This is a genomic window from Vibrio sp. QJM3NY_15, from assembly GCF_057785995.1.
In genome coordinates this window covers 952,742-979,221 of record NZ_CM173518.1, presented here as the reverse complement: position 1 = coordinate 979,221, position 26,480 = coordinate 952,742, and the positions used below count along the sequence as shown (strand labels likewise).

Annotated in this window: 30 protein-coding genes; 13 read left to right on the top strand and 17 right to left on the bottom strand. The window is 43.6% G+C overall.

All coding sequences use genetic code 11. The features are described 5' to 3' along the window. Positions 1-5: 5 nt before the first annotated feature. From AC3CKG_RS20790 to AC3CKG_RS20780, 3 genes are all read left to right on the top strand, one after another. Positions 6-875, top strand: coding sequence for an L-ribulose-5-phosphate 3-epimerase (locus AC3CKG_RS20790; RefSeq protein ID WP_012600141.1), 870 nt, complete (start codon positions 6-8; stop codon positions 873-875). Positions 876-885: 10 nt separating this feature from the next. Continuing rightward, complete coding sequence (locus tag AC3CKG_RS20785) at positions 886-1,209, top strand: hypothetical protein (protein WP_488529261.1); 324 nt, start codon at positions 886-888, stop codon at positions 1,207-1,209. A gap of 89 nt (positions 1,210-1,298) precedes the next feature. Beyond that, positions 1,299-2,498 carry an MFS transporter gene (locus tag AC3CKG_RS20780; protein WP_488529260.1) on the top strand — a complete coding sequence of 400 codons (1,200 nt, stop codon included), beginning with the start codon at positions 1,299-1,301 and terminating at the stop codon, positions 2,496-2,498. A 210-nt stretch (positions 2,499-2,708) separates the two neighbouring features. Here the strand turns inward: AC3CKG_RS20780 and AC3CKG_RS20775 are convergent, their stop codons facing one another. From AC3CKG_RS20775 to AC3CKG_RS20765, 3 genes are all read right to left on the bottom strand, one after another. Next, positions 2,709-2,846, bottom strand: a complete 138-nt coding sequence (locus AC3CKG_RS20775; protein WP_009845892.1) for a hypothetical protein — start codon at positions 2,844-2,846, stop codon at positions 2,709-2,711. Positions 2,847-3,084: 238 nt separating this feature from the next. After that, positions 3,085-3,756 carry a ribulose-phosphate 3-epimerase gene (gene rpe / locus AC3CKG_RS20770; RefSeq protein ID WP_488529259.1) on the bottom strand — a complete coding sequence of 224 codons (672 nt, stop codon included), beginning with the start codon at positions 3,754-3,756 and terminating at the stop codon, positions 3,085-3,087. A 36-nt stretch (positions 3,757-3,792) separates the two neighbouring features. Then, the gene (locus AC3CKG_RS20765) at positions 3,793-4,392 is read right to left on the bottom strand and encodes an HAD family hydrolase (protein ID WP_048609861.1); all 600 of its coding nucleotides are present in this window, start codon (positions 4,390-4,392) and stop codon (positions 3,793-3,795) included. A gap of 246 nt (positions 4,393-4,638) precedes the next feature. Between AC3CKG_RS20765 and AC3CKG_RS20760 the strand changes: the two genes are divergently transcribed. Further along, positions 4,639-4,848, top strand: a complete 210-nt coding sequence (locus AC3CKG_RS20760; protein WP_017092753.1) for a hypothetical protein — start codon at positions 4,639-4,641, stop codon at positions 4,846-4,848. A 166-nt stretch (positions 4,849-5,014) separates the two neighbouring features. On the opposite strand, the gene AC3CKG_RS20755 is transcribed toward AC3CKG_RS20760, so the two are convergent. From AC3CKG_RS20755 to AC3CKG_RS20730, 6 genes are all read right to left on the bottom strand, one after another. Next, complete coding sequence (locus AC3CKG_RS20755) at positions 5,015-5,896, bottom strand: L-ribulose-5-phosphate 3-epimerase (protein ID WP_280619371.1); 882 nt, start codon at positions 5,894-5,896, stop codon at positions 5,015-5,017. Positions 5,897-5,904: 8 nt separating this feature from the next. Continuing rightward, the gene (locus AC3CKG_RS20750; RefSeq protein WP_009845897.1) at positions 5,905-6,552 is read right to left on the bottom strand and encodes a 3-keto-L-gulonate-6-phosphate decarboxylase UlaD; all 648 of its coding nucleotides are present in this window, start codon (positions 6,550-6,552) and stop codon (positions 5,905-5,907) included. A 4-nt stretch (positions 6,553-6,556) separates the two neighbouring features. Then, entirely contained in the window at positions 6,557-7,378 is an 822-nt protein-coding gene (locus AC3CKG_RS20745) for a pyridoxal phosphatase (RefSeq protein WP_488529258.1), read from the bottom strand. Between the two features lie 97 nt (positions 7,379-7,475). Then, the gene (locus tag AC3CKG_RS20740; protein WP_016787381.1) at positions 7,476-8,174 is read right to left on the bottom strand and encodes an L-ribulose-5-phosphate 4-epimerase; all 699 of its coding nucleotides are present in this window, start codon (positions 8,172-8,174) and stop codon (positions 7,476-7,478) included. 10 nt (positions 8,175-8,184) lie between these two features. Then, the gene (locus AC3CKG_RS20735; protein ID WP_017092749.1) at positions 8,185-8,652 is read right to left on the bottom strand and encodes a PTS sugar transporter subunit IIA; all 468 of its coding nucleotides are present in this window, start codon (positions 8,650-8,652) and stop codon (positions 8,185-8,187) included. Positions 8,653-8,718: 66 nt separating this feature from the next. After that, positions 8,719-10,557 carry a PTS ascorbate-specific subunit IIBC gene (locus tag AC3CKG_RS20730; protein WP_102299209.1) on the bottom strand — a complete coding sequence of 613 codons (1,839 nt, stop codon included), beginning with the start codon at positions 10,555-10,557 and terminating at the stop codon, positions 8,719-8,721. A gap of 340 nt (positions 10,558-10,897) precedes the next feature. Between AC3CKG_RS20730 and ulaR the strand changes: the two genes are divergently transcribed. The 4 genes from ulaR (at position 10,898) to AC3CKG_RS20710 (ending at position 13,782) form a co-directional block, all read left to right on the top strand. Then, positions 10,898-11,653 (top strand): HTH-type transcriptional regulator UlaR, encoded by a 756-nt coding sequence (ulaR, locus tag AC3CKG_RS20725; protein WP_065111534.1) that lies wholly within the window; start codon positions 10,898-10,900, stop codon positions 11,651-11,653. A 120-nt stretch (positions 11,654-11,773) separates the two neighbouring features. Continuing rightward, positions 11,774-12,841: an L-ascorbate 6-phosphate lactonase gene (gene ulaG, locus AC3CKG_RS20720; protein ID WP_017089479.1), complete on the top strand. Its 1,068-nt coding sequence runs from the start codon at positions 11,774-11,776 to the stop codon at positions 12,839-12,841. A gap of 68 nt (positions 12,842-12,909) precedes the next feature. Continuing rightward, entirely contained in the window at positions 12,910-13,152 is a 243-nt protein-coding gene (locus AC3CKG_RS20715) for a hypothetical protein (RefSeq protein ID WP_192853642.1), read from the top strand. A 168-nt stretch (positions 13,153-13,320) separates the two neighbouring features. Then, positions 13,321-13,782 carry a hypothetical protein gene (locus AC3CKG_RS20710; RefSeq protein ID WP_017108894.1) on the top strand — a complete coding sequence of 154 codons (462 nt, stop codon included), beginning with the start codon at positions 13,321-13,323 and terminating at the stop codon, positions 13,780-13,782. A 71-nt stretch (positions 13,783-13,853) separates the two neighbouring features. On the opposite strand, the gene AC3CKG_RS20705 is transcribed toward AC3CKG_RS20710, so the two are convergent. Beyond that, complete coding sequence (locus AC3CKG_RS20705; RefSeq protein WP_488529257.1) at positions 13,854-16,085, bottom strand: hypothetical protein; 2,232 nt, start codon at positions 16,083-16,085, stop codon at positions 13,854-13,856. Between the two features lie 499 nt (positions 16,086-16,584). Between AC3CKG_RS20705 and AC3CKG_RS20700 the strand changes: the two genes are divergently transcribed. Continuing rightward, positions 16,585-17,484 (top strand): AraC family transcriptional regulator, encoded by a 900-nt coding sequence (locus AC3CKG_RS20700; RefSeq protein ID WP_102339987.1) that lies wholly within the window; start codon positions 16,585-16,587, stop codon positions 17,482-17,484. 86 nt (positions 17,485-17,570) lie between these two features. Here the strand turns inward: AC3CKG_RS20700 and AC3CKG_RS20695 are convergent, their stop codons facing one another. The 3 genes from AC3CKG_RS20695 to AC3CKG_RS20685 all read right to left on the bottom strand — a co-directional run bounded on the left by AC3CKG_RS20695 (position 17,571) and on the right by AC3CKG_RS20685 (position 19,389). Further along, positions 17,571-17,909, bottom strand: a complete 339-nt coding sequence (locus AC3CKG_RS20695; RefSeq protein WP_488529256.1) for a Fis family transcriptional regulator — start codon at positions 17,907-17,909, stop codon at positions 17,571-17,573. A 199-nt stretch (positions 17,910-18,108) separates the two neighbouring features. Beyond that, positions 18,109-19,083, bottom strand: a complete 975-nt coding sequence (locus tag AC3CKG_RS20690) for a Gfo/Idh/MocA family protein (protein ID WP_488529255.1) — start codon at positions 19,081-19,083, stop codon at positions 18,109-18,111. Between the two features lie 3 nt (positions 19,084-19,086). Next, positions 19,087-19,389 (bottom strand): putative quinol monooxygenase, encoded by a 303-nt coding sequence (locus AC3CKG_RS20685; protein ID WP_102344338.1) that lies wholly within the window; start codon positions 19,387-19,389, stop codon positions 19,087-19,089. A gap of 106 nt (positions 19,390-19,495) precedes the next feature. Here AC3CKG_RS20685 and AC3CKG_RS20680 point away from each other — a divergent pair, with 106 nt between their 5' ends. Then, on the top strand, positions 19,496-20,434 hold the full coding sequence (locus tag AC3CKG_RS20680) for a LysR substrate-binding domain-containing protein (RefSeq protein WP_099167042.1): 939 nt from the start codon (positions 19,496-19,498) through the stop codon (positions 20,432-20,434). A gap of 65 nt (positions 20,435-20,499) precedes the next feature. Here AC3CKG_RS20680 and AC3CKG_RS20675 read toward each other — a convergent pair whose 3' ends face one another. Together AC3CKG_RS20675 and AC3CKG_RS20670 are read right to left on the bottom strand one after the other, a co-directional pair. Next, positions 20,500-21,693, bottom strand: coding sequence for a winged helix-turn-helix domain-containing protein (locus tag AC3CKG_RS20675; RefSeq protein WP_099167043.1), 1,194 nt, complete (start codon positions 21,691-21,693; stop codon positions 20,500-20,502). A 34-nt stretch (positions 21,694-21,727) separates the two neighbouring features. Further along, entirely contained in the window at positions 21,728-22,375 is a 648-nt protein-coding gene (locus AC3CKG_RS20670) for a DsbA family oxidoreductase (protein WP_099167044.1), read from the bottom strand. Positions 22,376-22,578: 203 nt separating this feature from the next. Between AC3CKG_RS20670 and AC3CKG_RS20665 the strand changes: the two genes are divergently transcribed. Then, complete coding sequence (locus tag AC3CKG_RS20665) at positions 22,579-23,778, top strand: MFS transporter (RefSeq protein ID WP_102344334.1); 1,200 nt, start codon at positions 22,579-22,581, stop codon at positions 23,776-23,778. A gap of 90 nt (positions 23,779-23,868) precedes the next feature. Here the strand turns inward: AC3CKG_RS20665 and AC3CKG_RS20660 are convergent, their stop codons facing one another. Together AC3CKG_RS20660 and AC3CKG_RS20655 are read right to left on the bottom strand one after the other, a co-directional pair. Then, positions 23,869-24,666 carry a Cof-type HAD-IIB family hydrolase gene (locus AC3CKG_RS20660; protein WP_488529957.1) on the bottom strand — a complete coding sequence of 266 codons (798 nt, stop codon included), beginning with the start codon at positions 24,664-24,666 and terminating at the stop codon, positions 23,869-23,871. A gap of 78 nt (positions 24,667-24,744) precedes the next feature. Further along, on the bottom strand, positions 24,745-25,317 hold the full coding sequence (locus AC3CKG_RS20655) for a TetR/AcrR family transcriptional regulator (protein WP_016789949.1): 573 nt from the start codon (positions 25,315-25,317) through the stop codon (positions 24,745-24,747). 140 nt (positions 25,318-25,457) lie between these two features. Here AC3CKG_RS20655 and AC3CKG_RS20650 point away from each other — a divergent pair, with 140 nt between their 5' ends. Together AC3CKG_RS20650 and AC3CKG_RS20645 are read left to right on the top strand one after the other, a co-directional pair. Beyond that, a complete protein-coding gene (locus tag AC3CKG_RS20650; protein WP_488529956.1) occupies positions 25,458-25,982 on the top strand; it encodes an HPP family protein in 525 nt (174 codons plus the stop codon). A 134-nt stretch (positions 25,983-26,116) separates the two neighbouring features. Further along, positions 26,117-26,458, top strand: coding sequence for an ArsR/SmtB family transcription factor (locus tag AC3CKG_RS20645; protein WP_016794841.1), 342 nt, complete (start codon positions 26,117-26,119; stop codon positions 26,456-26,458). The last annotated feature ends 22 nt before the right edge of the window (positions 26,459-26,480 follow it).

Genomic DNA, 26,480 nt, shown 5'->3' with positions numbered 1-26,480 from the left:
AAAGAATGTTTGATTCTAAAAACAAATTCAGATTAGGTATTTACGAAAAAGCGATGCCAACCACCCTTACATGGGAAGAGCGTTTGATTCACGCTAAAGAAGCTGGCTTCGACTTTGTAGAAATTTCAGTGGATGAAACCGATGAGCGACGTGCTCGTTTAGATTGGTCAGACGAAGAAATTTATGAGCTTCGCCGTCTATGTGAAAAGCACCAAATGCCTTTCCAATCAATGTGCCTAAGCGCACACCGTAAGTTTCCGTTTGGCTCAATGGATGATGCTATTCGCACTGAATCGCTGATCATCATGGAAAAAGCGATTTCATTGGCTTATAAGCTTGGTATTCGCTGTATTCAAATGGCGGGCTACGATGTGTATTACGAACCGCAATCGGCTGAAACTCACGCTCGCTTCATTGAAGGCATGCAACAAGCCACCAAAATGGCAGAACGTGCAGGCATCATGTTAGGTGTAGAGATCATGGATACTCCGTACCTCAACTCATTAAGTAAGTTTGAAGTGCTTAAGCGCGAGATCCCATCACCTTACTTCATGGCTTACCCAGATGTAGGCAATATTTCTGGTTGGAACTACGACGTGTGTACCGAACTAAAGCTAAGCCGTGATCACCTAGTACAAGTGCACCTAAAAGATACACTGCGAGTTTCAGAAACCTGCAAAGGCCAGTTCCGAGATCTTGTTATAGGCGAAGGCCAAGTCGACTTCCCAGCTATTTTCAAAACACTCGCTGAAATTGATTACAGCGCGCCATTAGTGATTGAAATGTGGGCTCAAAATGACAACTGGTTCGAAGATATCAAACAAGCAAAAGCAACGTTGAAATCTATCGCTAACCAATCTGGCTTTGAACTGTAAGGAGACGACCATGACAATTTTTCGCACCGCTTTTTTTGAAGCCGATTTAACTGAAGAACAAAAGCAAGACTTCTACCAATACATGGAAAACGAAGTCGCGCCTATTATTCGCACATTTCCGAATAACCAAGGGCTAACGCTGAACCAGCCTGAGGCGATTGAAGCTGAGAGCCATAAAAACCTACTGCTGATGATGCAGCACAGCTACGAGAACGAGTCAGCAATGGCTGCCGCTTTAGATTCTGAGCAACGAATCAAAAGTATGCATGCGACCAAAGTGATTATTGAGAAATACAACATTCATGTTCATCACATCAATTTTGTTCGTGATTAACCGCTTAATAGGCAATACACCGTAAAGTCTCAATCGAAAAGCAGAAGATCATCTTCTGCTTTTTTTATCGCTATTATTAAGGAATCACTATGAAAGTATTCCCGTTAAAAGATGCCCCACTGGTCTTACTGTCACTGATCTTTTTTATCTGGGGTTTAATTACCGTTTCAAGTAACTCGCTAATTCCACATTACAAAGAAGCTTTCTCTCTCGATTATAAAATGGCGATGCTATTTCCCATGGCCTTTTTTATCACCCGAATTACGGTGTCGCTTCCAACGTCATTTGTCATGGCAAAAATTGGCTATAGAACTACGCTGAAGTTCTGCTTGATATGGTGCCTTCTGGGCTGTCTAGCCATGGCATATTTAGTGCGAGGAGAAGAGCTTGTTCCAACACTCATTGGGATCTTATTGATGGCCTCAGGTGTGTCAGCAATTCAAGTAGTGAGTTCACCTTACGTATCACTACTCTCGACACCTGATAAGAGTGTTATACGTCAAAGTGTGGCAACGGCATCGAACTCTGTTGGCACTGTGCTTGGCCCGCTAGTGCTTACCGCTGTCATTCTTGTGGCAGCAAGTTTTAACGTCGACAACACCGCCCATCAAGTTTCGTTTCTGTTTTTACTCATCGCCCTGTTCTTTTTCGGCTTGCTGGTATTTTTTAGCAAAATGACGCTTCCAGATATCAAACCAAAACAGATGACTGGCTTTTGGCGAGGGTTAAAGCTTCTAATTAAAAATCAGCAGTTTATGAAGTTAGCGTTGGTACTGTTGCTGTACATCGGTGTAGAGGTCAGTTTTGGTACTTTTACTATTACGTATCTTGCCGACCAGCAATATGGCGACCTTGGTTTGGTACTCGCAACACAGATCATCGCTCTTTATTGGGTATTAATGTTTGTTGGAAGAGTGTTATTCGCCAAGTTTGGAAACACTGTAAACAAGCACTATCTCTTCTCACTGTCTTGCGTTATCGCGGCTTTGATTAGTGCCGTTGCGGTCTATCAAAATTATGTTTGGATTGGCTATTTGATGCTTGTCGTAGGGTTATGTAATTCTGCGCTCTACCCTATCATTTACGCACAAGCGCTACATGCATCAGGTAAGCAAAACTCACAAGGAGCAGCAATTCTCATTATGTGTTCAATTGGAGGGGTTGTTTTACCATTCGTACAGGCGAGTTTGATTGATGAGCTTTCGTTGAGCACGAGTTATATTGCGCCCGCATTAGCGTATGTATTAATGATAGTTTTGTACTGGTCTAGTTTAAAGCATCGTGTTTAAACTGTTGGTTTAGAGAGGTAACTTGGTTTAGTCAATCACTTGATTCAGTAACTAAGTCGATGACTAAAAGTCGGCCTGATTGGCCTAGAAGATAGAGAAAGTGAACTGGAGAAAGATAAGGAAATGAATTTGGTGCTTCTGACGTTAGTTTGAATCAGTGAGTGGCTAATCACCACCACTGATCACACTTAACGCGGGTTATTTAAGAAATTAAACCCAAGCAGAAGCAACAAGTAGGATAATTGCACCCATGATAACGGTAGACTTAGCAAAAAATAGAACTTCATTCATTACTGAAGGTTTTGCTAGTGATGCGTTGTTTTCATTTGTGATTACTGTAGCGTTCATACTGTGTTCTCATCGTTGTGTGATCTAAGGTCAATTTTGCGCCGTTATGTGACCAAAGTCAATAATAACTGTAGTTTTATTACACAATGAAAAATCTATAACTGAAGAGAACTCCAACAACGCAACCTCCCTTACTCCACGGGGTTTTTCATTAAATCAACATCTATTAGATACAAAAAAAGCCCGAAGCCTGATACACAGAACACTTCGAGCCTTTATACAGCAGTCGATACACTACTTAATTCAATTGAGCTAACTCCGCTCGCATTGAATCGATAGCTTGTTGATAATCTTCACTATCAAAAATAGCAGAGCCCGCAACGAACATATCGGCACCCGCTTCAGCAATCTCTTTTATGTTATTAACTTTCACACCACCGTCGACTTCTAAACGAATATTTCGGCCTGATTCATTAATGCGCGATCTTATTGACCGCAGTTTATCGAGCGTGGCAGGGATAAAAGATTGACCACCGAAACCTGGGTTAACCGACATAACCAATATCAGGTCAACCTTATCCATGATGTAGTCAAGGTAACTCAATGGCGTTGCAGGGTTGAGTACCACACCAGCTTGGCAACCGTGCTCTTTAATTAGCTGTAAAGTACGATCGATGTGCTCTGATGCTTCGACATGAAAAGTAATCATAGTCGCACCCGCTTTAGCGAACTCTGGTACCAGTTGATCCACAGGCTTCGCCATTAAATGCACATCTATCGGCGCTGTAATTCCATAATCCCGCAGTGCCTTTAATACTGGCGCACCAAAAGTCAGGTTAGGGACATAGTGGTTATCCATAACATCAAAATGAATAACATCAGCTCCAGCAACAAGAACGCGTTCTACATCCTCACCAAGACGCGCCAAATCAGCAGAAAGAATCGAAGGTGCGATAAGATATTGTTTCATTTTTTTCCTAGTTATTTTTGTATCGTTAAATTCTATTTAGCTCGCTGGAACAAATTTAGTTATCTGCCCGTTTTCAACCATGTAGCAATCCATGCCTGCCGATGTCGCTGCGTGCTGGCCTATAATCGTATCTTCAAACACCACACAATCGCTCGGTTCAAGCTCTAACTGGCTAGCGACTTTCAGAAAAGTATCCGGGTTAGGTTTGTGATTTTCTACGTCATCTGAAGTCACAATCGTACGTATCATTGATGGGATATCGGTCGTCTTTAAAATCGCCCTTGCATGCTTGGCTTGAGCACCAGTGCCGATACCTATCTTTTTTAACTGATACTGTTGCTGTAAGAGTGCGTATGTCTCCGGGATAACATCCCCTTTGTGCTCAATAGCTTCAAAGTTAGCGATTTTGTCCGAAGTAATTTGTTGAGCATCAAGAGTTAGATCGTAACGCTTAAGGATCTCTTGAGTCACTTTTCGCGATGGCATCCCACCAAGTTGATCGAGCCACTCTTTGTCGTAGGGAATACCAAACTTCTGACAAGTTTGTTCCCATGCATGAGCGTGTGCCACCATAGAATTGACCAGAGTCCCATCGAGATCAAAAATAATTCCTTTATATTTATCTAACTTTGGCATCGTCAATCTCTCATATTGTTTTGAGACTCATACTACTAATCACCATACATAAAACCTATTCATGATCGCCTTAATATGATCTTATTCAACAATCCGACAATTAAACGAATTGATGTAATAAAAGCCGTTGTTTTACTATTGAAATCATATTTTGAGCACATCTCACCCATTTTTACTTAAACCAAGTAGAGTTGCATAAATTGAAGATGATATAGTCCACGAAAATCAAATACCTTGGACACTACCATGCATTCTAGCGACATCATCAAATTGGCAAATTTAGGCGTTAATATCGAAATTTCAAAAGACTCTTCATTGCATCCTTCTGATGCGTTGGAAGTGGTAAAGATTGTTGCTGAAATCGGTAGCCAAATCATCATCAAGAAGAAGTACCATACGGACTACCTGATTCAGATGGCTGAAGTGGGCCGTGATCATGTAACGATCGCTGTTTAAATACTGTAGCTATTGCGAAATTGACATAACTTCTGCTGCTTTAAATAGCTTAAAGCGCCGAGTTGATATAAAAATGCAGCATATTGGGGGCAATATGCTGCATTTTCTCTTTTCGTTAGGAGCATCGAGAACGCAAAGAGAAACCCGGTAATCATTCTAGGTAGAGTTAGTGGTCAAACAATCTCGGAACACCCGTTTGCACACAAACATCATTCAAACGTTTTTGTGCCGTGAGAATGTTATCTTTCCAACATTCATCTTGAGCCCACATCTCGATCACCAGTGGTACAACGCACTCAGTCTCTTTCAACGTTTCAAAAATAGCATTGAAGTCAACTTCGCCATCACCAATCACTAAGTCTCGAAACTGCCCTTTGTACTCGTCAGTCACTTTATAAGTGTCTTTGAGGTGGATCTGAGTAATATGAGGCTTACTCAGTTTTAGCTCAGTCACTATGTCGTAATTCCAACCAGAGATATTGCCCACATCCGGATACGCCGTGAAATACGGTGAATTAACTTCGCGACTCAGCACTTCGAACTTACTCAAAGAGTTCAAGTAATCGGTATCCATGATTTCCACAGCAAGCATTACCCCTGATCTTTCCGCCAACTGAGCAGAAAGCTTCATTCCTTCAATGAACCTCTGGTGAGTCACTTTATCGGCTGGCTCGTAGTAAACGTCATACCCAGCCAATTGGATGGTACGAATACCCAATTTGTAAGCGAGTGAGATAGCTTTTTCCATATGGATGACAGCTTGTTCACGAATCGCCGGATCTGCTGAACCAAATGGGAACTTACGATGCGCGCTTAAACACATGGATTGCAGCGGTACACCATGCTTTTCGCAAAGATGACGCAAGGCATAAACCTCTTCGTCATTCCAATCTAATCGGCTGCGACGCTCGTCTGATTCGTCTACCGATATCTCAAGAAAATCAAAGCCGAGTTCTTTGGTTTGCTTAAGTTTATCTTCCCAGCTGAGTTCGTTAGGTAGAGCCTTCTCATAAAGCCCAACACGGTGGCGTAACAAGTTTTGATACATAACGCCTCCTAGTTCCAGTAGCGATCGATCTGAGCTTTTAGTGCTTCTGCTGTCTCTTTACCTTTGTCACCCGCAAGTGCGCGACCTGCGATAAAGGTTTTCGCCTTAATGCCTTCAAATAGGTATAGGTCTTCAGGCACGATGCCACCTGTGATAGAAAGCTCGATGCCCATTTCAGACAATGCACGCATCTTCACAAGATCTTCTTCAGTCCAGCCTACACCAGCCAATTCAGCGTCACGAGAACGGTGATAGATAGCTTGAGAGATACCTAGGTCGACCCAAGATTGAGCATCGTCCATTGTCCAGTTACCATAAATTTCGATTTGGATTTCACCGTTAAATTCATCAGCGACTTTCTTACATGCACCAATGGTTGCGATGTGTGCAGCAGCAGAAACGGTAATCCAATCAGCGCCCGCTTCGAATGCCATACGAGCCAAAATAGCGCCACCATCTGTTGTTTTCATGTCGCACACAAGGATATGGTCTGGGTGATTCTTACGAAGCGTAGAAACCGCCGTCATGCCTTCTGCAAACGCCAAAATAGTGCCCACTTCAATCACATCAACAAAGCTTTCAACGTTGTTTGCCACTTCAATTGCAGCAGGAAGATTTGTTTGGTCTAGGGCGATCTGAATCATTGGTTTAGTCATGTTGTTATCCTTTAATTTGTTCACGTATTAGACGGGCTAAGCCATCATGGTTGTTATCTGTTGAGCACACGCACTGAACGTGTGACTTGACGATGTCATCAGCATTGAGCATCGCTACGCCTAACCCGGCGTACTTAAGCATGGATATATCGTTATGGTTATCACCGACGGCAATCACGTCATCGGCGTGATAACCGAGTTCTGCGATGTATTCAGCAAGGCGTAGGCCCTTACTGTTACCTTTCGCAGCAAAGTCGATTCGGTTTGACCAAGAGCGCTCACCGTTGAAGTTCTCTTCTATCCATGGGTGTTGCATTAAACGGTCTACTGAGTCTTGGCTACCTTCCACCACAAACTTCCAAACGTGTTCGACTTGCTGAGCCGTTTCAATGAATGATTCCACTTGGTAAATTTGAGGGCGATGTTGCTCTGGTGCCGTTTCTGCCCAACTTTCCAATGCCAACATGTAGGCAAATGGGTTGTAGTGTGAGTACGTCATGGCATGCGTGATGTACATAACCATTTTGAGCTGAAACTCATCTGCCATATCGATGAAGGTCAGCGCTTTGTCTTTATCTATCGCGTTTTGAGTCAGTACCGTTTCAGTCTGATAGTCGTAAACATAAGTGCCGTTACAGCAGATGATTGGCGTATCTAACCCCAATTCGTAGTAATAAGGTCGTGCTGCTGTGTGGTGTCGACCAGTCACAATCACGACATGACAACTTTGTTTGGCTTCTTGGATCGCCTTTTTCAGTTCTGGATGAATCGTGTGATCATCCTTTAACACGGTTCCATCGAGATCTAACGCCAGCACTTTATACATAGAGTCCTCTCACTTATTCCCTGAAGTCGGGCCTAATCAATATTGAAACTACTTAGAGCCGAAGCTCGTAAACGGCTTATTTAAACAAAAAGCCGATTTACTGTTGGCCGTAATAAGCATTTTCACCGTGCTTACGTAAGTAGTGTTTGTCGGATAGTTCTGGCTGAATTTTGATGCCGCTATTCAAGGTGCGGGTTGCCAGCGCCATTGCAGAAACTTCTTCTAATACCACCGCGTTGTGAACCGCATCGTTGGCATCTTTGCCCCAAGAGAAAGGCGCATGTCCTGCAACAATCACGCTGGGAACGGCCATTGGATCGATTCGACGCTGCTTGAACTCTTCAATGATCACCAAGCCAGTATTTTTCTCGTACTCTTCAGCAATTTCAGAGTGAGACAATCGACGTGTACATGGGATGTCACCGTAGAAATAGTCCGCATGAGTGGTGCCCAAGGCTGGAATATCGATGCCGGCTTGCGCCCAAATTGTGGCACTGCGTGAATGCGTGTGAACAATGCCACTGACCTCAGGGAAAGCTTTGTAAAGCTCTAAATGAGTTGCGGTATCACTTGAAGGATTAAGTTTCCCTTCAACAATGTTGCCTTCTAGATCGACGACCACCATATCTTCAGCTGTCATATCGCAGTATTCGACACCTGATGGCTTAATCGCTATCACGCCATTAGTACGGTCAAACTCAGAGACATTGCCCCAAGTGAATGTCACCAAACCATACTTCGGAAGCTGCAAATTAGCTTCTAAGACGCGTTGTTTCAGTTGGCTATATTTAGACATAGTTGTCTCCTTACGCTGCTTCCGCTTGCAGTAACGCAGCATCAATTAAACGCGCCACTTCTTCCGGGCTTTTGCATGCGCGAAGTTTTGAGAAGTCTTCATCGAATTCAATTAAGTTCGCCACTTGCATGGTACCTTCGATGTGTTCTTCTGAATCTTTACCCGCTAGCGTGATCAGTACATCAACAGGCTCATCAACACCTTCAAAAGTAATCGGTGTTTCAAGCACGGTTAACGCAAACCCGGTACGAATCACGCCATCTTCAGGGCGGCAATGAGGCAGAGCGAACGCATCGTGAATACAGATATAAGGGCCTTCTTCACCAATCGCTTTGGTAATCGCGTCGTAGTAACGCTCTTCAGCAACACCGGCTTTAACCAATGCGTCAGTACCTAGCTTGATCGCCGCTTTCCAGTCAGTGGCTTTTGCGTTCAGTAGGATAGAGTTATTCTTGATAAGAGATTCTTTTAAGTTCATGTTATTGCTCACTTATATAATTGTTTTTATTGGCTCAGCAGTGCGATACCACTGAGCCGTTTATCATTATTTGTGGAAGTTGTTCTCGATGATGGAAACAAGCTCGTCGCCGAAAGTTTTCACCATAATCATGTTCTTAACCGCTAACTGTTGCTTGCCTTCCGGCAGACCCGTGATCTTCGCAGCCAAAGCAACCGAAGTAACGATGATGTCGAATGAACCAAGGTGCGATTTGTAATCAGTGATAGCGCTGTTAAAGGTCGAGCTTGGGATGCCTTTCTTGTCCAAGTACTCTTTGATTTTCTTAGAGCACATCATTGAAGAACCTTGCCCTGAACCACAGCACACTAAGACACGGACTGGTTTCTGATCAGCTGCTGGTGAGACTCGATTTTCGGATGTTGTAGAAGCTGTCGTTGCAGAAGCAGATGGAGCTTGAGCTGTTGCTGTCGATTGTTGTGGTACAGCGACTTCAACCTCAATGCCCTCAGGTGTTACTGCGGTCATTGTTTCAGCGGCAGCTTCTGCGTCTTCTTCTGCTCGTAGTTGCTTAGAAGCGAAGAACATGTAGACACCAGCCAGAGCCAAAATCACAAAGAAGAACATGCTAGAGCTTGAGATACCTTGCATGATGGGTGGGAATACCAGAGCCCAGTCAGCCATACCCATCCAGCCGTTAAACTCAGTACCAGATTGAGCAAAGATGTGGATTGCCCAAGCAGAACCAACCACTTCGATGATGCCCATCACGAAACAAATCTTCATTACTGCTTTCCAGCCACCAAAGTGGTTAGCAAACACGCCGATGGTCGCGTTCGAGAAGAACATTGGAATAAAGCCAGGGATGATCATGATTGGTGCGTCAAACGCTAACATTGCAAGAACAGCGGTGAATTGACCAACCGCACCCCACATGAAGCCGAACACCATTGCGTTTGGAGAGTATGCGTAGATAGCTGCACAATCGATTGCTAACACAGCGTTAGGAATAAGACGTTGAGAAATACCGTTAAAGGCCTCGGACAATTCCGCTACGAACATACGAACGCCGGTAACGATAACTTGAATCGCTACTGCGAATTTCAAACCAGTTTCGAAAATGTAGATAAACCAGTGTGTTTTACCTGCCATGTCTTGAAGGTTATCAAGACCAAACGAAAGAAGAATGATGCCAAAGAAAGCCGTCATTACGAGCGTTGTCGCCGCAATGCTATCGTGGAAAATGTGTAACCATTTAGGCAGTTTAATGTGGTCGACACTGTCATTCTTGTCGCCAAGCTTAGGAGCAACCTTGGTTGCTATCCATGATGCAAACTGTTGTTGGTGACCTATCGAGAAACCCGCTCCGCCAGTCACTTCTTGAGTCGGCTTGAACATGATGTTTGACGAGATACCCCAGTACAACGCCATCAATATTGCAGAATAGATGATGGTTTCCCACATACCTGCGCCAAGCACGAAGTAGAAAACAGCAATGAGGCCAGCTTGTTGGAACATGATATGTCCCGTCAGCATGATGGTTCTGATACCAGTAATACGGCGGAAGGCAACCAGTAGAATGTTGAGCCCAAGTGCCATTAATACGGCATAACCAACCCAAGAGTAATTGTCGCCCATAGTTTCCATGGTGGACATCATGGATGTGTACGGGTCAATCACCGACCCTGTCAATCCATGTATTTCACTCATTTTCTCGATAACCGGTTTAAAACCCGCTACCAATGTTCCCGCACCTACCTGCACTATCATGAAACCAACGATGGTTTTAATAGAGCCGGAGATAATAGTTGTTGCGTCACGCTTGAGTAGAATGTAACCCAGACAAGTAACAAGACCGAGTAGCAACGGTGCTTTGGTCATTACCTGACTGTAAAAAATATAGAAAATATCATATAAGAATTCCATATCTTTACCCCTGATTAATTTTTAATTTTAATGGTATGTAGGATGTGATGATGTCTAGTTTTGCTCACGAACTAGACTTTACCAATCAAAAGTAATCATTCAATGCTCACTTGTGATTACTTTGATTTATATCAATTAACCATACCCAGAATGTGCCTAATTGAGCTTCGGATCACATCAAAAAACAACAAATCAAATAAAATCAATTACTTAAAAATCATTGTGATTAAGATCTAGTTTTTATAGCAATGTGGTTTGACAATCACGATGGTGATTATTAGAATCAAAACAAATCAAAAGTAATCATCAAATTGTCACAACGACATAAAGAGTGATAAATATGAATGAAGTACAAAGACATAACGGCATCGTGTCGCTATTAGAAGATATGCAGACAATAAACGTCTCACATATTATTGATAAATTTAGTGTTTCACCTGCTACAGCAAGACGTGACATCGCTAAATTAGATGAAGTTGGCCGACTTAGAAAAGTTCGAAATGGCGCTGAACGAGTAGAGAACCAGAAGAGAAAGTGGTCACCACTCAATATCAACAGCACTGAGTTCTATGAAGAGAAAGCTGAGATTGCGCAAGCAGCAGCTGGACTTTGCGAGGCTGGAGATACCGTTGTGATCAACTGTGGTTCTACTGCGTTCCTACTTGGACAACAGTTATGTGGGGAAGATGTACAGATCGTAACGAACTACTTCCCACTCGCAAGCTACTTGATCAACGAAGATCATGACGATGTCATCATCATTGGCGGTCAATACAACAAAGCACAGAACATCTTTTTAAACCCAGCACCGAATTCATTAGGTGGCTATGCCGGAAACTGGATGTTTACCTCTGGTAAAGGCTTAACCGATGCAGGGCTCTACAAAGCCGACATGTTAACCGCAGTCGCCGAGCAACAAATGCTTGAACAGGTCGATAAACTCGTTGTTGTTGTCGACAGTTCAAAGGTTGGACAACGTACCGGAATGCTATTTTGCAGCACCAAGCAAATAGACATCGTCATCACTGGTAAAGATGCCAACCCCGAAGTCGTTAAGCTGATTGAAGCTCAAGGGACGCAAGTCATCCTAGTTTAAATCGAAGGGCTAACTAGCCCACCAATAATAATAAATTTAGCTCAGTGCCTTAATCAAAATTAAGGCGCTCGGCTCCCTACATCCAAAATTAATCAAATTATTGAAATAAAAGGTATTATCATGAGCAACGTAAACGAAATCACTCGCGAGTCTTGGATCCTAAATACATTCCCTGAGTGGGGCACATGGTTAAATGAAGAGATCGAGCAAACCGTCGTGCAACCGAATACATTTTCTATGTGGTGGCTTGGCTGTACAGGTATTTGGCTAAAATCAGAAGGTGGTGCAAACCTATCAATGGACTTCTGGTGTGGTACTGGTAAAAAAACACAAGCTGTTCAAAAAATGAAAAACCAGCACCAAATGATGCGTATGGGCGGTGTTGAAGCACTTCAGCCAAACCTACGTACTGCAATCTTCCCATTGGACCCTTTCGCTATTAAAGAGATCGATGCGGTTATGGCATCTCATGATCACGGCGACCACATTGACATCAACGTTGCTGCAGCCGTTCTACAAAACTGTGGCGAGCACGTTAAATTCATTGGTCCTAAAGCGTGTGTTGATTTATGGATGAAATGGGGTGTGCCAGAAGATCGTTGTGTTATCGCGAAAGTTGGCGACGAGATTAAGATCAAAGACGTCAATATTAAGGTTCTTGATGCATTCGACCGTACTGCACTTGTAACACTTCCTGAAGGCACTTCTTCTTTAGACACTGATATCTTAGGTGGCATGGACGATCGTGCAGTTAACTACCTAGTAGAAACGACAGGCGGTTCAGTTTACCACTCTGGTGATTCTCACTACTCAAACTACTACGCTAAGCACGGTAATGACCACAAGATCGACGTTGCACTGCTTTCTTACGGTGAGAACCCACGTGGCGTGACTGACAAAATGACGTCTTCAGACATTTTACGTGCCGCTGAATCGTTGGATTGTGAAGTCGTGGTTCCTTTCCACCACGATATCTGGGCTAACTTCCAAAATGACCCACGTGAAATTGAAATGCTGTGGAACATGAAAAAAGAGCGTCTGCAATATGGCTTCGCACCTTTCTTCTGGCAAGTCGGTGGTCGATACACTTACCCAACAGATAAAGGTCGCATGCACTACCAACACTTCCGCGGCTTTGCAGATATCTTTAAAAATGACCCAGAACTGCCATACCGCGCATTTTTGTAATCATTAAGATCAACATTATCTAGGGAGCGATTCGCTCCCTTTTTTAATCATCGAATAAGGATATTGATATGGTCTTGCGTGAGTTCAAAAGCCACTTTAGTCGTGGCGACCTTAAAGCCGCAATTGGTGTCGTTTCACCAGGAGCCAATGGTTATTACTTAATGGTGAAGAGTAACAAATGGGGCGTGAACAGTTTTCTCGAGTCCGACAGAAAGATGCAACCTAGAGTGTTTAAGACTCAACAGGCGTTGTTGAACGCGGCAAAAGCGATCGGCTTCCCTTATCACTCCATTGATATTCAACATTTGTAATCACGTATCTAGAGACTTGATATCAAGCGTTCCAGACTTAATTACCCGCTCCGAAACATTCCCTTATCCACTCGACAAAAATAATTCTTACAATTAAGCGTTTATATTCATTAATAATATTGTCATCAGACGACATAATGGTCACAAATCCCTTCAGCGAGTCTGGTTATGTTCTACAAGTACCTTTTGCCATTGGCTTTACCACTTACTTTTGTGCTTCCTGCACAGGCCGAAACATTTAATAAGCGAATGGAACGTATCAGACAAGAAAATGCGCTTGCGAAAACCATGACGGATACGCAGGTTAAATTGATACAAAAAGTAGTGCAAACCAACCACTGCGCTAAGGTGGCATTAACTCATCACCAACGCATTTTAGGGCAATACCAAGTTGAGACATCCTCTTCCGAATTGTTCGTCAAATGGCGTAAACTTGGCAAGCAACTAGACAAAAAATATGAGACCGATTACCCCGGTTATCCAAAACATGTTTTTCAAGAATATCCGGCAGCCTCAAGCAAAGTCGATGGCTACTTGTTTGCTTTGATCGACAACGGTTTAAACGAACAATCTTGGATCGCCAAAGAGTTCAAACAGTGTAAAAGCAACAAGCTGATTTCAAGAACTTAAGCTCGAATTAGCGTGAGTTCAAAATAACGCTAATTCGTATTTATCCTAGCTCAGGTACGCTCTAATACTCTCTAATAGAGCAAAAATAGCCCTTCATAACCGCCAATTTGAATCTCAGTCACATACTCACCGATGTTGCCATTTTCATCGACGGGCTTCATTGGCACATCCAGTGTAATCGTCAGCTTTGGCGTTTCATAAAAGCTCATATTCTTACCGTGGAAATCAGTGCGATATAGCACTCGTCCACTGCTAAACTCTCTTGCCAATACCATATCCTCAGGGCCACCAGCCACGACTGAACGTGCAGACTGATACAAGAAATAGGTGTGCGTGGGAGACAGGTGAGTCAGTCCATTGGGTAGGTCGGCGTGCACGACTTCATTCATCGACGAATCACCGACGATAGTGTAATCCTTAGGCTCTGGTGTACTGGTCGACATCATCAAAGGAATGGCATTAAAACCGTCAGGTATTCGTGCGTTAGGCTCACCTAAATCGACAGCCAATAACGAACTGGGTTGATAGGCGACGTTTTTGGGTACCCCACTCTTCCAGAAATTGTCTTGAGTCGTGTTGTCACTCCCATAGACATAGCTATTGTTCCATTGATTAAAATAGCTGTGTTGCGCGTGATGATTAAGATAGTAAATAGCCAACGCTGAATATTGGTCCTGTTTCCAGTTCTGTTCACTGCTTCCAAAGAAATGAACCCTACCAAAACGAGTCGTCGCTTGGAAAATCACACTTTGATCGGCATACGCCAATGCGGAGTTATCCCAAGATTTAGAGATACCTGAATAGCCACTAAAGCCTGTAGACGGGAACAAATAATGCTCTCTGAGGTACAAGGAACCAGCCTCAATAAGATGAGATTGACCATTACGACCAAACAAATTGGCCGTTCCAATATTCAAAGCAATGAGAGCATCACTATTGAGTGAAGAAAGGCTTTTTAGAAAGTGAGCAAATTGTGTTTTATAGAGCTGATCCGCTTCTGGCGAGCCAGCAATCAACCCAAGCTCTTGAACAGTACCGCCCGAATGAACATAGAACTGGTTTTCGCCAAGCAACTTGTTGGTGTCATCATTGTAAGCGCCATTTAGTCCCTGCTCAGCCCAGCTTTGCTGATAGTAAGCGTGAACCGCCGATAAGTAGTCAGGATTAGCGACGTTAGTCAGTGCCCATGAAGAGTTCTGACTCCACATTCGCCCGAATGGCACCACACGAGACTCCCAACGAAATCGAGCGGTGGCTTTTTTATTGGTGCGATTTTTATATTCACTTTGTGACAAGTAATTGTCTTGATTAAGATCGGCCGAGACATCAAAACCACGGATCTTACGCCACTGGTTGATAGCACTGCCATCTGGTGTGACTTCCGATGCATTGGTTACCTTCACCACCGGAAAACTGTTTCTCAACTTCACTTCGTTAAGGTGCGGTCTATCATCTGCGTTATCACCTTGCCAACGGATTCTCACCACATACAAACGCCCGCCATCGCGCACAAAAGTCGATCCAAAATACTGACCGCTTCCATAGCTGGCGCCGCTACCATCGTGTGTGGTTGCCCTAACCCAATCAGATGGAAGATTCCACAGCACAGCTTGGTTCTTAGTCATATTAAGGGTTTTGTCTTTCTTTAAATCCAACACAGACCATTGTGAAACCTGACCATAGGCATCCACTTCGGTTGGATACTCAAGCCAAAACTGACCACCCGAGCCAAACTGAGAGAACTTCAGCGTCAACCTATCGAACTGCTCAGCGTGATACACATAAAGCGCACCGCCTTGTTCGAAATTCTCAAACACATCTGCATCCCAAGGCGGTTGTTGATAGAGCCAAAAGCCTGCGTGATCTTCACTTGCGGTATAACCGACGATCATGGGCTTGCGATTTAGGAGAGTGTTTTCACCGTGAGTTTTGTCGACTTCAGCAATCACAGTATCTTCAGAGAAGTGCAGGAAAAAATCTTCAAAATTAACGCCATTTAGCGCTGCGTTATTACGAAGATCGTTTTCTAGCCAACCAGAGTTGAGTTCCAACTTTTGGTTGTACATGTAACCAATCGCAGTAATTCGTTCATTGTCAGATTTATCTGCATAAGAGCCAAACACGATGTCATTGTTGGTAATTTCCCAATCAATAATTTCACGTTCAGACATTGGAGAGTTGTCTAAATCAACAGCCTGCTGATGTAATCCAGGTAAAACAATCGCAGTGCCTGCAGCAAAAGAGTAACTAGCGGTTAGGTATGAAGGAATGAGAGCTAGTAACCATAAAATGTAGGTTTTCATTATTAAATTGTCCTAATCGATACAGCCGTTACTCGAAATACGAGACGAAAAGTCAGCCAACTTACGTGTCAATTTAGGAATCAAAATACGAAAAAAGTATCGGTTAGAAATGTGCATTGATCAAGCGTCAAGGTGTCTTGTTAACTCGCTATCCAAAAACGACTTTGAATACCCGATTTAAGTCAGTACGTTAGAAAGAAAGCTAAAAACTTATAATCTTAATTTTGCTGACAAGCCAAGTATTCGAGTGTCACGATTCTCTGCTTCACTTTTTCTCATTATGAGAATTAAGTCGAACGAACAGCGAACGCACGATAGCCAAAAAGGCAACTCAGTTTGGGATAGGTTAATCTTGTTGGTCGAAGGAAAACGGAACGCGTGAACTGGATTTACTGCATCTAATCTCAGTTTCAATGCCACTCTATTGAAACTCAATTGGGATAGGTTAGTCTCGGAAGCTATATAGGAACAATGACGATAGAGAGTGGTAAAGAAAGCAATGTACGTTGACTATCATAAGCGGCTGATTCCCGTTGTCCGCTATTTAGAGAAACACTTTAACGAGCCACTCAACCTAATCGAAGTCGCGGCGTTAGCCAACTTTTCACCCTACCATTTTCATCGCACTTTTAAAGCCGTTCAAGGCGAAACGCTTGCTGATTTCATCAGGCGACTGAGGCTTGAATCCGCAGCTGATGATCTTTTCAAATCCAAGCAACCAGTCCTGAATATCGCTCTGGAATATGGTTTCTCGTCCTCGCAAAGCTTGGCCAAAGCATTCAAACAGCACTTTGGAGTAACTCCTACGGCATTTCGTGATTGTGAAGATTACCAAGCGTTTTCTGAGTTGACGCGAAATAGCAAGATTGGACACACGTTGCGCAAGAATGGAAACGCAGCAACCCCAAGCAATTCATATACTGACTCCGAACCAACAACATGGAGTAGGACAATGAAAACACAACAATTCGAACCATCAAAACTAGCGTATGTACGAGTGACCGGCCCCTATGGACAGGGTTATGAAGAGCCAAGCGGTCGTCTTTATCAATGGGCCGAAATGAAAGGATTGGCAGGTAACAGCTGCATCTTTATCTATCATGACAATCCAGAAATCACGCCGAATGATAAATGCCGTACTGACATCTGCTTGATGGTCTCAGACGACACTGAAGTACCAAATGGAATCGAATTGAAAGATTTTCCCGGCGGACAATATGCAGTGATGCGCCAAACCATCACCGAGCCAAGCCAATACGCTAAAGCTTGGGACGACCTGATGAGTAAGGTGATAGAGTCCGGTATCGAAACCGAAGACCGCCCTTGCTTTGAGCTTTACCACAGCTACGATCAACAAACTCAGCATTCAGACGTTAGCTTCTGCACCGCAATTAAATAACAAAACAAAATTCAGTAACAAAGCCTACCTCGCGTAGGCTTTCGTTCTTTAGTTAACGAACCAATAAGGACTCTTACGAAAGCTTCTTAAAGTCTATGGTTCCACTTCCCTTGATGGTCGCGGTCGCAATTTTCTTGTGTATCGTAACTGACGTGCTTATTGATATTCTTCAATGTAATCCCAACCTGACTAAACGCCTTTTGGATAGCAACAGGAACCTCCTGCTGACCTCCTCCCTCTAAGAAGTTCGTTCTATCCTGATTGGTATCGAATACGCAGACGATTTTCAAACTTTGCGGGAATGAAGAGAAATTGACCGTATGAGTCACCCAAAGAAAACCATCGTAACTTTTCAACGTATCTTCACACACGTCCGTTAACACGTCTCTGATTTGATTTTCGATCTTCTTATCTGATTTGCGCATGAAGCAAAGTTCCTATTTAACACCTTAAAAAATAAGGTTTTTTGGTCAATATTGTCTTAACCGACATTGGACACTGTGGCTGTTTCAAATGCAAAGTATTTGTGGGAGAGTATTGGCGAGAAGATTTAGAGGAAACGTCTCATGCTTGATCACTGACGAGGTAATCAAACATGAGCCGAATATAGAATTTACGAAGATCTTAGCTCGCCGCTTGTTCCCAATCAGTCAGTAACTTCATGATTACGCGAGAATCTTGGTGAGTCGCCATTGGCGCTACAAGTTGTGTGTCACCTTGCTCAACCGCTCGGCGAATATTGCGAACTTGATAGTGGAAGCCGTCGCCTTGCGCTTCGACTTTCACTTCACGTTTCGATGTTTCGTAAATCTCAACCGTGAATGTGTTGTCTTCGGTCGGCAGCCACGGGTTAGTATCAAGAGTGATGCAGCCTTTGCTACCTAGAATCGTAAAACCATGCTTTAAGCCGTGGTCCTCTGCGGTATGGATTTGCGCGGTAAAACGGTCATTGAAGCGCATCATCGCCGACGATTCACAGATATTGCCATCTTGGCCTCGTCGGCCAATTGCTGAGATCTGCAGATCATCAAACACACTCTCGCCAAATTGCTGCTGCGCAACAGAGTGAATCAGCGACATTGGATAGCAGCCAAGGTTATATAGCGCGCCTTTACTTGCTGGGTTCACGAACTGATCAATCGCCGCAACGTAGGAACCTTGGATTGAGCGCACTTCGCCAATCTCACCTGTCGCTAATTCTTGATGAAGCTTGGCGATCAATGGATGATTCAAGTACATCAAACCTTCTGCGAAAAATACGCCCGCTTCTTTTACCGCTTGCAGAGCTTGTTCGGTTTTTTCCATATCAACCGATATCGATTTTTCACACAGAATCGCTTTGCCTTTTTGAGCCGCTTTAATCACGTATTCGTGGTGAACGTGATTTGGTAGAGCAATATAGATAATGTCGACTGACTCATCTTCAATCAGGGCTTCATAGCTGTTGAAGGTTCGTGTTGGTTGGTATTGGGCTGCAAACTCGTTCAATGTTTTTTCTGTGCGCCCTGCGACGGCATACAGTTCACTTTGAGCATCGCCTTTGATCGCATCCGCCATTACGCCTGAGATAAAGCTGGTTCCTAGGATTCCCCATTTCATGGCTTAGATCTCCTTCTTATGAGTTTCAAATGCTTGTACTAATTCCGTTATATCACGCTCAATAAACGCTTGAGTATGAGGCATTCCAAAGTGCTGATTGATCGCTTCACGGTTAACGTATTGCTCTAGCAAGATCACGCGATCGCTTTGGTTTTGATCATAGGTTGCAATCGCTTGTAAGCAGCCCGGCTCACTCTGCATATCTAGGCAAAACTGTTCGATGGCTTCAATCGCAGCCTCACGATCAATGTTGGTTTTAATCTTAAGTTCAGCAGTAACAAAGATGGTTTCGTTTGTTTGAGGCATTTCACGCTCTTATTTTAGTTAATTATCGGTTTGCCATTAATATAATTAACCCCTAATAATTGATAAACTCACCTTTTGTTTATTGTTTATCAACCAAGAGTGTTTAATGGATAAGTTAACCAGCATGAAAGTCTTCATTTACGTGGTCGAGCAAGGCAGCTTTCGCAGCGCCGCCAACCACTTCAACTTGTCGGCGACCATGATCAGTAAACATGTCCATCATCTTGAATCGAGCCTCAACTCTCAACTGATTCATCGCACCACGCGTAAGCAGTCTTTAACCGATTCAGGTCAACTTTATTATCGAGAATGTAAGCGAATTCTCGAAGACATCAGCAACGCTGAAAACTTGATTCAAACCTTGGAAAACCAGCCACAAGGGACGGTAAAGATAAACTGCCCGGTCACCTATGGGAACAAGGTACTTGCCCCGATTGTGGCTAAGTTCCTCGCGCATCACCCAACGATTAATGTCGAACTGGTGCTGAACAACGACCTTGTCGATCCTTATTCATCCGATATTGATTTGATTGTGCGAATCGGTGACCTGTCTGATTCCAGTTTAGTCGCCAGATACTTAGGGGATTATGAGATGTGTTACTGCGCGGCTCCTGAGTACCTTAACCAACATGCTGAGATCTGCGTGTTAGAAGATCTCGCACAACACCCATCGCTTGGCTTCAGCTATAGCAGTCGTCGTGATGTGAATGGTCGTGATACTCAACTACGTAATAATCAAAACAGTGAGTCGCAACTCCTAGCCCCTCAGAACCACCAAGCAACACTTAACGCGGGGAATAAAGGGCAAGTACGTTTGATGTCAAACAATGGGGATGTCTTGCGATATGCAGCCCTGCAAGGCGTAGGCGTGTTGTTACAGCCGACTATCTTAGTTACAGAAGAAATTGAGCGTGGGATGCTATTGGAGATCTTGCCCGGCATGGCACCGTTACCTAAACCGATCCACTTGTTGTACAAAACTAAGCAACTGTCATTGAAGAACCGAACCTTTGTCGAATTCTTGTTAGCTACTCTTTCTGAGTAACTAAGCGCTGACGAATTAGCAAAGAGGCTTCTAAGTAACGAAGAGTTTTTTTAACAACAAAGCCGCTAGACTGTTTGCCAATGGCTCATTAAGCGCTTGCCAAGATCAGAGGGCGTGGTGTTATGGACGATCATTTCATCACATTGGTTAAACACCATGAAGTGCTTTAGTTCTTCGCATAAAGCGTAAATCAATGACTCATGAGTTTTAACTCTGTCTTCAACAACCAAGTTACGAATATTGAGTAAACGGGTCTTCCTATCGACCTTACAATCCATTCGTGCCACCAGCCCACCTTGCCAGAGAATCGGTAAGCTAAAATAACCAAACTGGCGCTTAGCTTCTGGAACATAGCACTCAAGAAGGTAATCAAAGTTGAACAATGATTGCATTCGCTTACGTTGAATCAGCAAGTTATCAAACGGAGACAGTATCTTTAACTTGGTTCTAGAAAGAGGTTGATTCAACAGCTCAAAAGCATCCGGCAACACATAATAATCAGAGCCTTGAATATCCACTTTCATCACTTGTTTGTCTTCAAGCATCTGCTGGAGTGTTGCCTGAATCAGAGGTTTTGTGTTCTTGAGTAGATAGCTCATTTCCGACGCTATTCCCACACCATTGGCTTCTAAATAACGCGTAATTAGATGCTCAATGTACTCTTGTTCCGTTGGTTCTGAGGTATCAATACCACTCGGCAAAACTCGTTCGGTTAGGTCATACACCTTATGGAAGTTCACTCGGCTCGGCACCATTAAGTCACCTTGCATAAACAAAGTCTCTAGTGCCTGTTTGGCAGGTTTACCGCCCCATCCGCCGGGGTTTGGTCTATCCCCTTCAAAGTCTTTCGCCATTAATGGCCCTTCGCTCTCAATACGTTTGAGAACATGCGCCATCAGTGCATCATCCTTTTTATACCAATGCTTAAGCTTACCGCTCGCAAAGCCGTTCTTTCGATGCAAGCTGAAACGGTAATCACGCATAGGTAAATACGCAGCGGCGTGCGACCAATACTCAAACACTTCTCGACGCTCTAGCAGCCTGTCGAGATGATCAAGCTTGTAGTCTTGATTACGATTCCACAGCGTATGATGGTGAGCTCGCTGAATCACAGAGATGGTATCAATTTGAACATACCCAAGGTTTTCAATCGCAGACAGCGTGTTCGCCAAAGTGCCTCCATTGCGTTGCTTTTTAGGTGGCAATTTTTGCGAAAGCAGTACAATTTTTTGCGCTTGAGCGAGTGACAATGATTCCATGTAATTCAGACTCTAATTGATACCAATAATCGGCTTATGATTCAGCAATAAGCTCTTGCAGGATTTGCTTATACGTTTCTATCGTCTGCGCACCAGTGACTGCACTCTTACGGTTGAATACCACGGTAGGAACCGCTGAGATTCCCATGCGTTGCCATTCAAACTCTTGCGCTTCAATTTGCTTCAAGTTATCGATGTTCTTTAGGCGTTTCAATGCCTTCGTCGAATCTAGCCCAACCGCTTCAAGCTCTTGTGCGATAACCTCAAGATCGGACAGATCTTTCTGCTCTGAAAAATGAGCAGTAAAGAAGCGTAGCTTTAACTCAGTCTGTTTGCCATGCGCTAGAGCAAAATCGAGCAACACATGCAGGTGACGTGAATTGACCATTCTCATGCTGTCATAGAAATTGAAATCGAAACCAACCGCTTTGCCACGCGCCGCAAGCTGTTCGCGTGAACTTTGACTCTCTTCTGCGCTAGAGCCGTATTTTCTCATGATATGCTCACGCAGGTTTTCACCCTCTTGCGGCATATCAGGGTTAAGCTCAAACGGCTGCCATTCAAGTTCAATTTGCTCCGCTAAGCCAAGTTCCGTAATGGCTTGTTCTAAGTTTTTGTAGCCGACCACGCACCATGGGCACATTACGTCAGAAATAATATCAAGTTGAAGTTTCTTGCTCATAATCTTTCCAAATATCGTTGCTAAGGCGTATCCAATTCAAAGTGGATACCCATCTTTGTCACTAAGATTACAATAAATTGAACAATCGTTCAAATATCAATATCTTCCCTCCAAAATAACTTCAACTTCTGCCAATTAACCTTTGACTTAAAGTTAACTTTAAGTTGTAGAGTTATGCAAAACAGAGACTATGAGACAACGATATGAAGAGAAAAACACCACCCTACCTTACCGGACGTTTCTTTGATGGCATCAGCTCAGGACTGTTTATGTTAGCGCTGCCTTGGTTAATGCTAGCGACACCTAACATGGGGACTTTTGTCGCACTGACCGCCCTGCTTTGTACCGTCACAACTTTTCTAGTAACCCCGTATTTTTCTGCGTTGATCGACCGCCATTCTCGTAAACACATTCTGATCATCGCGCAGATAATTCAAGCTTCAACCGCATTTATTGTCGCAGCTATATATTGGCTCGGATTTGGCTCGATTATGGTGTTAGGTGCGGCTCAGCTGATCTTTTGGGTCTCAAGTAGCCTTGCATGGCACACCAACAACGCCTTTACACAAGAAAATTACGATCACCACGAATACGCCAAAATCTCTAGCCACCAAGAAATTATTCTGCAGTCGACAACATTAGGTGCAGGGGCTTTGGGCGTTGTGCTACTAGAACAATGGAGCATCAATGAGTTTGCGATTTTTGCAGGTATTGCTTCGACCATTTCAGCTATCAGCTACCTAATGACACCGTACAGAAGACGAATCAAGGACAGCGTCAACACACCTTTCAAGCAGCAGCTAACCGAGATTAAGGAAGTATTTTCTCAGTCGCCACAATTCTACGGATTCCTGATTGTTTCTTGTCTCTCATATCCGATGATGACTTTTTTAAGTCGATTGGTTCCTATCTGGTTTTCAGAGCTCAATGTGACCGGAGATTGGCTCGCGCTTTACAACATCTCACTCGGCATGGGTGCATTGATCATTGGCGTGTCTTTACCATTAATTCTAAAGTCCGCTTCCCACAAAACAATCATCCAAATAGCCATGGTGATTATCGCCGTCTCTTTACTGCTCATGAGCCAAGTAGAAAACCCAGCGTATATCATTGTGCTGACATTCATCTTCGGGGCATTCAACGCGCTCAATAGAATCGCACGTACCAATTGGATGCACCACGCGGTGGCAATGAAACAGCGAGGAAGAGTGGATGGAGGGCTAGCCCTATTTGCCACACTCACACAAAGCCTAAGCTATGTGTTGATTGCGGTATTGGCGCAAGCAGATGCCATTGTGTACGGTTTTACCATTGCAGGGATTGTGGTTCTAGCTGCTACATTTTGGATGAGTAAACTTGGTAAACAAATCAAACCTGAATGTACGTTGGCGAATCAATGTTAAGACGGATTATAAAGCTCAGGCTCACCAACAAAAAAGCCAACTCATGTTCACGAGTTGGCTTTAATAAAAATCTGTTGGAGCTTAACCGCGTTACGCTAGCAGCTTCTCAAGCACTTGGAACACACCGGCATCAACGTTGCTCGGTGCGCCAAAACGAGCAATCTCTTTCAGCTTAGGATGGGCGTTTTCCATCGCGTAAGAGTGGTAGCTCTCTTTTAGCATTTCCAAGTCATTCAGGTAATCACCAAAGCTCATGGTCTGCTCGTAAGTGAAACCTAATGTGTTCTGTAGATGTTTAATCGCCGCACCTTTTGACGCTTCAGCGTTCATCACATCCAACCAAATTTTTGCACTCACAACCACTTGGTAGTTCTCACCGAATTTGGCATCAATAGTTGGGTTCACTTTCTCTTGTGAACCGTCGAAGTGACAGATAGCCACCTTGATGAAATCGTCTTCTACCGCCAGTAAGTCTTCTACTTGCTCACGGCGATGGTAGTACTTAGAGATCTCCGTTAAAGCACGCTCATCTTTGGTTTCGATGTACGCTGATTTCTTACCACAAAGCACCACATGTGCACCTTCAATCGCGCGCGCTTCTTTAATGATTTCTTTGATGGCATCAGTATCAAGTAAGCAGCTGTAGAGCTCTTGGCCTTTGTGCATCACTAATGTGCCGTTTTCAGCAACGAACATCATGCGATCTTTTAGCGGGGAAAAGGTTTCCATCAAGCTGTAGTACTGGCGGCCCGATGCCGCAGCAAAAATGATGTCTTGAGCTTCTAGTCGCTCATAAAGATTGAAGAATTCTGGGTCTAACTTTCCGTGTTCATTAAGCAGAGTGCCGTCCATATCAGCAGCGATAAATTTGATGTTCTGTTGTGGCATTTCAGGGCTTACCTATAAGTAAAGATTAAAGTGTAAATTATGATTTTTCGTTATCTTGTGTAACGGTTCTACGTTCGATTATATCGCTAGAATAGCCAGTGAATGCAATGCTTTTCGGTAGGCTTGTCTGTTTGAGTCTGACTTTGAATCAAGCTGACCAAATTCACCTCTTACAATAAGTCCTTCGATAAAAGTCATAACCGATTCACTGCGTAATTCGAGTATTGCAGTGTCGACTTCTTCATTACCTCTTAACACATCACGAATGCTATTTTTGAGCCAAACCTTGTGCTGTCGCGAGAGCATCGCAATGTCATCTTCAGACTCTTTAAATTCAGCCAGCGCGTGCATGAACATACAGCCTTTAAAGTCAGGTTGTTCAAACCATGCAAGGTGCCAATCTAACAGCGCATCGAGTTGGTTTTGTAATCCAGAAGTTGATGATAGTGCCGCTTCTAAACTCGACTCGAAACGCTGATGACGCCTTTCTAACACGGCTTCAATCAGCTTGGTTTTCGATCCAAAGTGGCGGTACATGGATGTTTTGGAAACCGCTGCCTCATCTCTAATCATATCCACCCCAACAGCGGTATAACCAAACTGATTAAACAACGATTCTGCTACATCCAGAATCAGATCTTTTTTACTCATCGTTCATCAACCTCGACTCGCTCTGAAATCGTAGAGCTCAATTTCTCGTTGCAAGAAGTGTACAGATCTGTATCATCCAAATCAAACGGTACAGATCTGTACACTTTCAATAAAAAACAGAAAACGAAGAGGAAACGATTATGATCAGCAAACTATCTGGTGGTGGAGCCCTTCCTCCGAAAGCAAGCATAAGCCAGCTTGTTAAAGGTTTTATTGGCGGTACGCTCGGTATCTTAATCTTGTGCTTATTAGCAGAAAGCTCTGGGTTCCCGTGGTTAATGGCTCCATTTGGTGCGACGTGCGTACTGCTGTTTGCGGTGCCAACATCGCCGTTAGCTCAACCTAGAAACGTCATTGCGGGTCACTTTATTTCGGCTGCTGTGGGCTTAATCGCGTTATATGGCTTTGGGGATTCTTATTTGACCATGGCAATCGCTGTCGGCTCATCCATCATGCTAATGCAATACTTTCGTGCGGTTCACCCACCCGCTGGCGCTAATCCGATTGTGATAGCTTTAGCGGGTACCACGCATGTGGATTGGACGTTCTTATTCACTCCCGTATTAGTAGGCAGCATCGCTTTGATTGGTATCAGTGTGCTATTGAATAACAGCGATTCACAACAAAAGTGGCCGTTATACTGGTTTGGTTCATCCAAGTCTTAGTCCATTGAATTTCAATGATAAATATGGATTTTGACATCCAATTTAAAAGCAAATTGAAAGATCACATTGACCCTTATATAAAATGGGCTTACTATTAATCGTCTTTTAACGATTATGGAAAGCGAAACATCAATATGAACGAAACTTGCTCTACAACTGGTGGCTGTGCTCTGCCAATCGGACATGGTGATGTCGAAGCTGAAAAGCAAATGGCAACTCTAGCGAAAGCGCTCGCTCACCCGGCAAGAGTTCGTATATTGAGTATCCTTTCAACGTTAGAAAAATCGGGCGGCTGTTTGAACAGTGACTTGGTGAGTGAATTAGGTTTGGCTCAATCAACAGTATCAGAGCACCTAAGAATCTTGAAAACCTCTGGCTTCATCACTGCCGAATCGATACCACCGAAGATGTGCTATCGCATTAACCGAGATAATATTCAGCAATTTGAATCGCTTATCGACACCATTTTAAAATAGATTAACCACGCTTAGTTTGTCG

Coding starts and splice junctions, on each gene's coding strand:
- AC3CKG_RS20715 (WP_192853642.1), top strand. CDS start 12,910: ATGGTCTTGCGTGAGTTCAAAAGCCACTTTAGTCGTGGCGACCTTAAA.
- AC3CKG_RS20660 (WP_488529957.1), bottom strand. CDS start 24,666: ATGCCACAACAGAACATCAAATTTATCGCTGCTGATATGGACGGCACT.
- AC3CKG_RS20735 (WP_017092749.1), bottom strand. CDS start 8,652: ATGAACTTAAAAGAATCTCTTATCAAGAATAACTCTATCCTACTGAAC.
- AC3CKG_RS20690 (WP_488529255.1), bottom strand. CDS start 19,083: ATGAAATGGGGAATCCTAGGAACCAGCTTTATCTCAGGCGTAATGGCG.
- AC3CKG_RS20780 (WP_488529260.1), top strand. CDS start 1,299: ATGAAAGTATTCCCGTTAAAAGATGCCCCACTGGTCTTACTGTCACTG.
- AC3CKG_RS20765 (WP_048609861.1), bottom strand. CDS start 4,392: ATGCCAAAGTTAGATAAATATAAAGGAATTATTTTTGATCTCGATGGG.
- AC3CKG_RS20785 (WP_488529261.1), top strand. CDS start 886: ATGACAATTTTTCGCACCGCTTTTTTTGAAGCCGATTTAACTGAAGAA.
- AC3CKG_RS20645 (WP_016794841.1), top strand. CDS start 26,117: ATGAACGAAACTTGCTCTACAACTGGTGGCTGTGCTCTGCCAATCGGA.
- AC3CKG_RS20665 (WP_102344334.1), top strand. CDS start 22,579: ATGAAGAGAAAAACACCACCCTACCTTACCGGACGTTTCTTTGATGGC.
- rpe (WP_488529259.1), bottom strand. CDS start 3,756: ATGAAACAATATCTTATCGCACCTTCGATTCTTTCTGCTGATTTGGCG.
- AC3CKG_RS20745 (WP_488529258.1), bottom strand. CDS start 7,378: ATGTATAAAGTGCTGGCGTTAGATCTCGATGGAACCGTGTTAAAGGAT.
- AC3CKG_RS20750 (WP_009845897.1), bottom strand. CDS start 6,552: ATGACTAAACCAATGATTCAGATCGCCCTAGACCAAACAAATCTTCCT.
- AC3CKG_RS20755 (WP_280619371.1), bottom strand. CDS start 5,896: ATGTATCAAAACTTGTTACGCCACCGTGTTGGGCTTTATGAGAAGGCT.
- AC3CKG_RS20710 (WP_017108894.1), top strand. CDS start 13,321: ATGTTCTACAAGTACCTTTTGCCATTGGCTTTACCACTTACTTTTGTG.
- AC3CKG_RS20775 (WP_009845892.1), bottom strand. CDS start 2,846: ATGAACGCTACAGTAATCACAAATGAAAACAACGCATCACTAGCAAAA.
- AC3CKG_RS20740 (WP_016787381.1), bottom strand. CDS start 8,174: ATGTCTAAATATAGCCAACTGAAACAACGCGTCTTAGAAGCTAATTTG.
- AC3CKG_RS20705 (WP_488529257.1), bottom strand. CDS start 16,085: ATGAAAACCTACATTTTATGGTTACTAGCTCTCATTCCTTCATACCTA.
- AC3CKG_RS20790 (WP_012600141.1), top strand. CDS start 6: ATGTTTGATTCTAAAAACAAATTCAGATTAGGTATTTACGAAAAAGCG.
- AC3CKG_RS20680 (WP_099167042.1), top strand. CDS start 19,496: ATGGATAAGTTAACCAGCATGAAAGTCTTCATTTACGTGGTCGAGCAA.
- AC3CKG_RS20655 (WP_016789949.1), bottom strand. CDS start 25,317: ATGAGTAAAAAAGATCTGATTCTGGATGTAGCAGAATCGTTGTTTAAT.
- AC3CKG_RS20700 (WP_102339987.1), top strand. CDS start 16,585: ATGTACGTTGACTATCATAAGCGGCTGATTCCCGTTGTCCGCTATTTA.
- ulaR (WP_065111534.1), top strand. CDS start 10,898: ATGAATGAAGTACAAAGACATAACGGCATCGTGTCGCTATTAGAAGAT.
- AC3CKG_RS20730 (WP_102299209.1), bottom strand. CDS start 10,557: ATGGAATTCTTATATGATATTTTCTATATTTTTTACAGTCAGGTAATG.
- ulaG (WP_017089479.1), top strand. CDS start 11,774: ATGAGCAACGTAAACGAAATCACTCGCGAGTCTTGGATCCTAAATACA.
- AC3CKG_RS20650 (WP_488529956.1), top strand. CDS start 25,458: ATGATCAGCAAACTATCTGGTGGTGGAGCCCTTCCTCCGAAAGCAAGC.
- AC3CKG_RS20695 (WP_488529256.1), bottom strand. CDS start 17,909: ATGCGCAAATCAGATAAGAAGATCGAAAATCAAATCAGAGACGTGTTA.
- AC3CKG_RS20760 (WP_017092753.1), top strand. CDS start 4,639: ATGCATTCTAGCGACATCATCAAATTGGCAAATTTAGGCGTTAATATC.
- AC3CKG_RS20670 (WP_099167044.1), bottom strand. CDS start 22,375: ATGAGCAAGAAACTTCAACTTGATATTATTTCTGACGTAATGTGCCCA.
- AC3CKG_RS20675 (WP_099167043.1), bottom strand. CDS start 21,693: ATGGAATCATTGTCACTCGCTCAAGCGCAAAAAATTGTACTGCTTTCG.
- AC3CKG_RS20685 (WP_102344338.1), bottom strand. CDS start 19,389: ATGCCTCAAACAAACGAAACCATCTTTGTTACTGCTGAACTTAAGATT.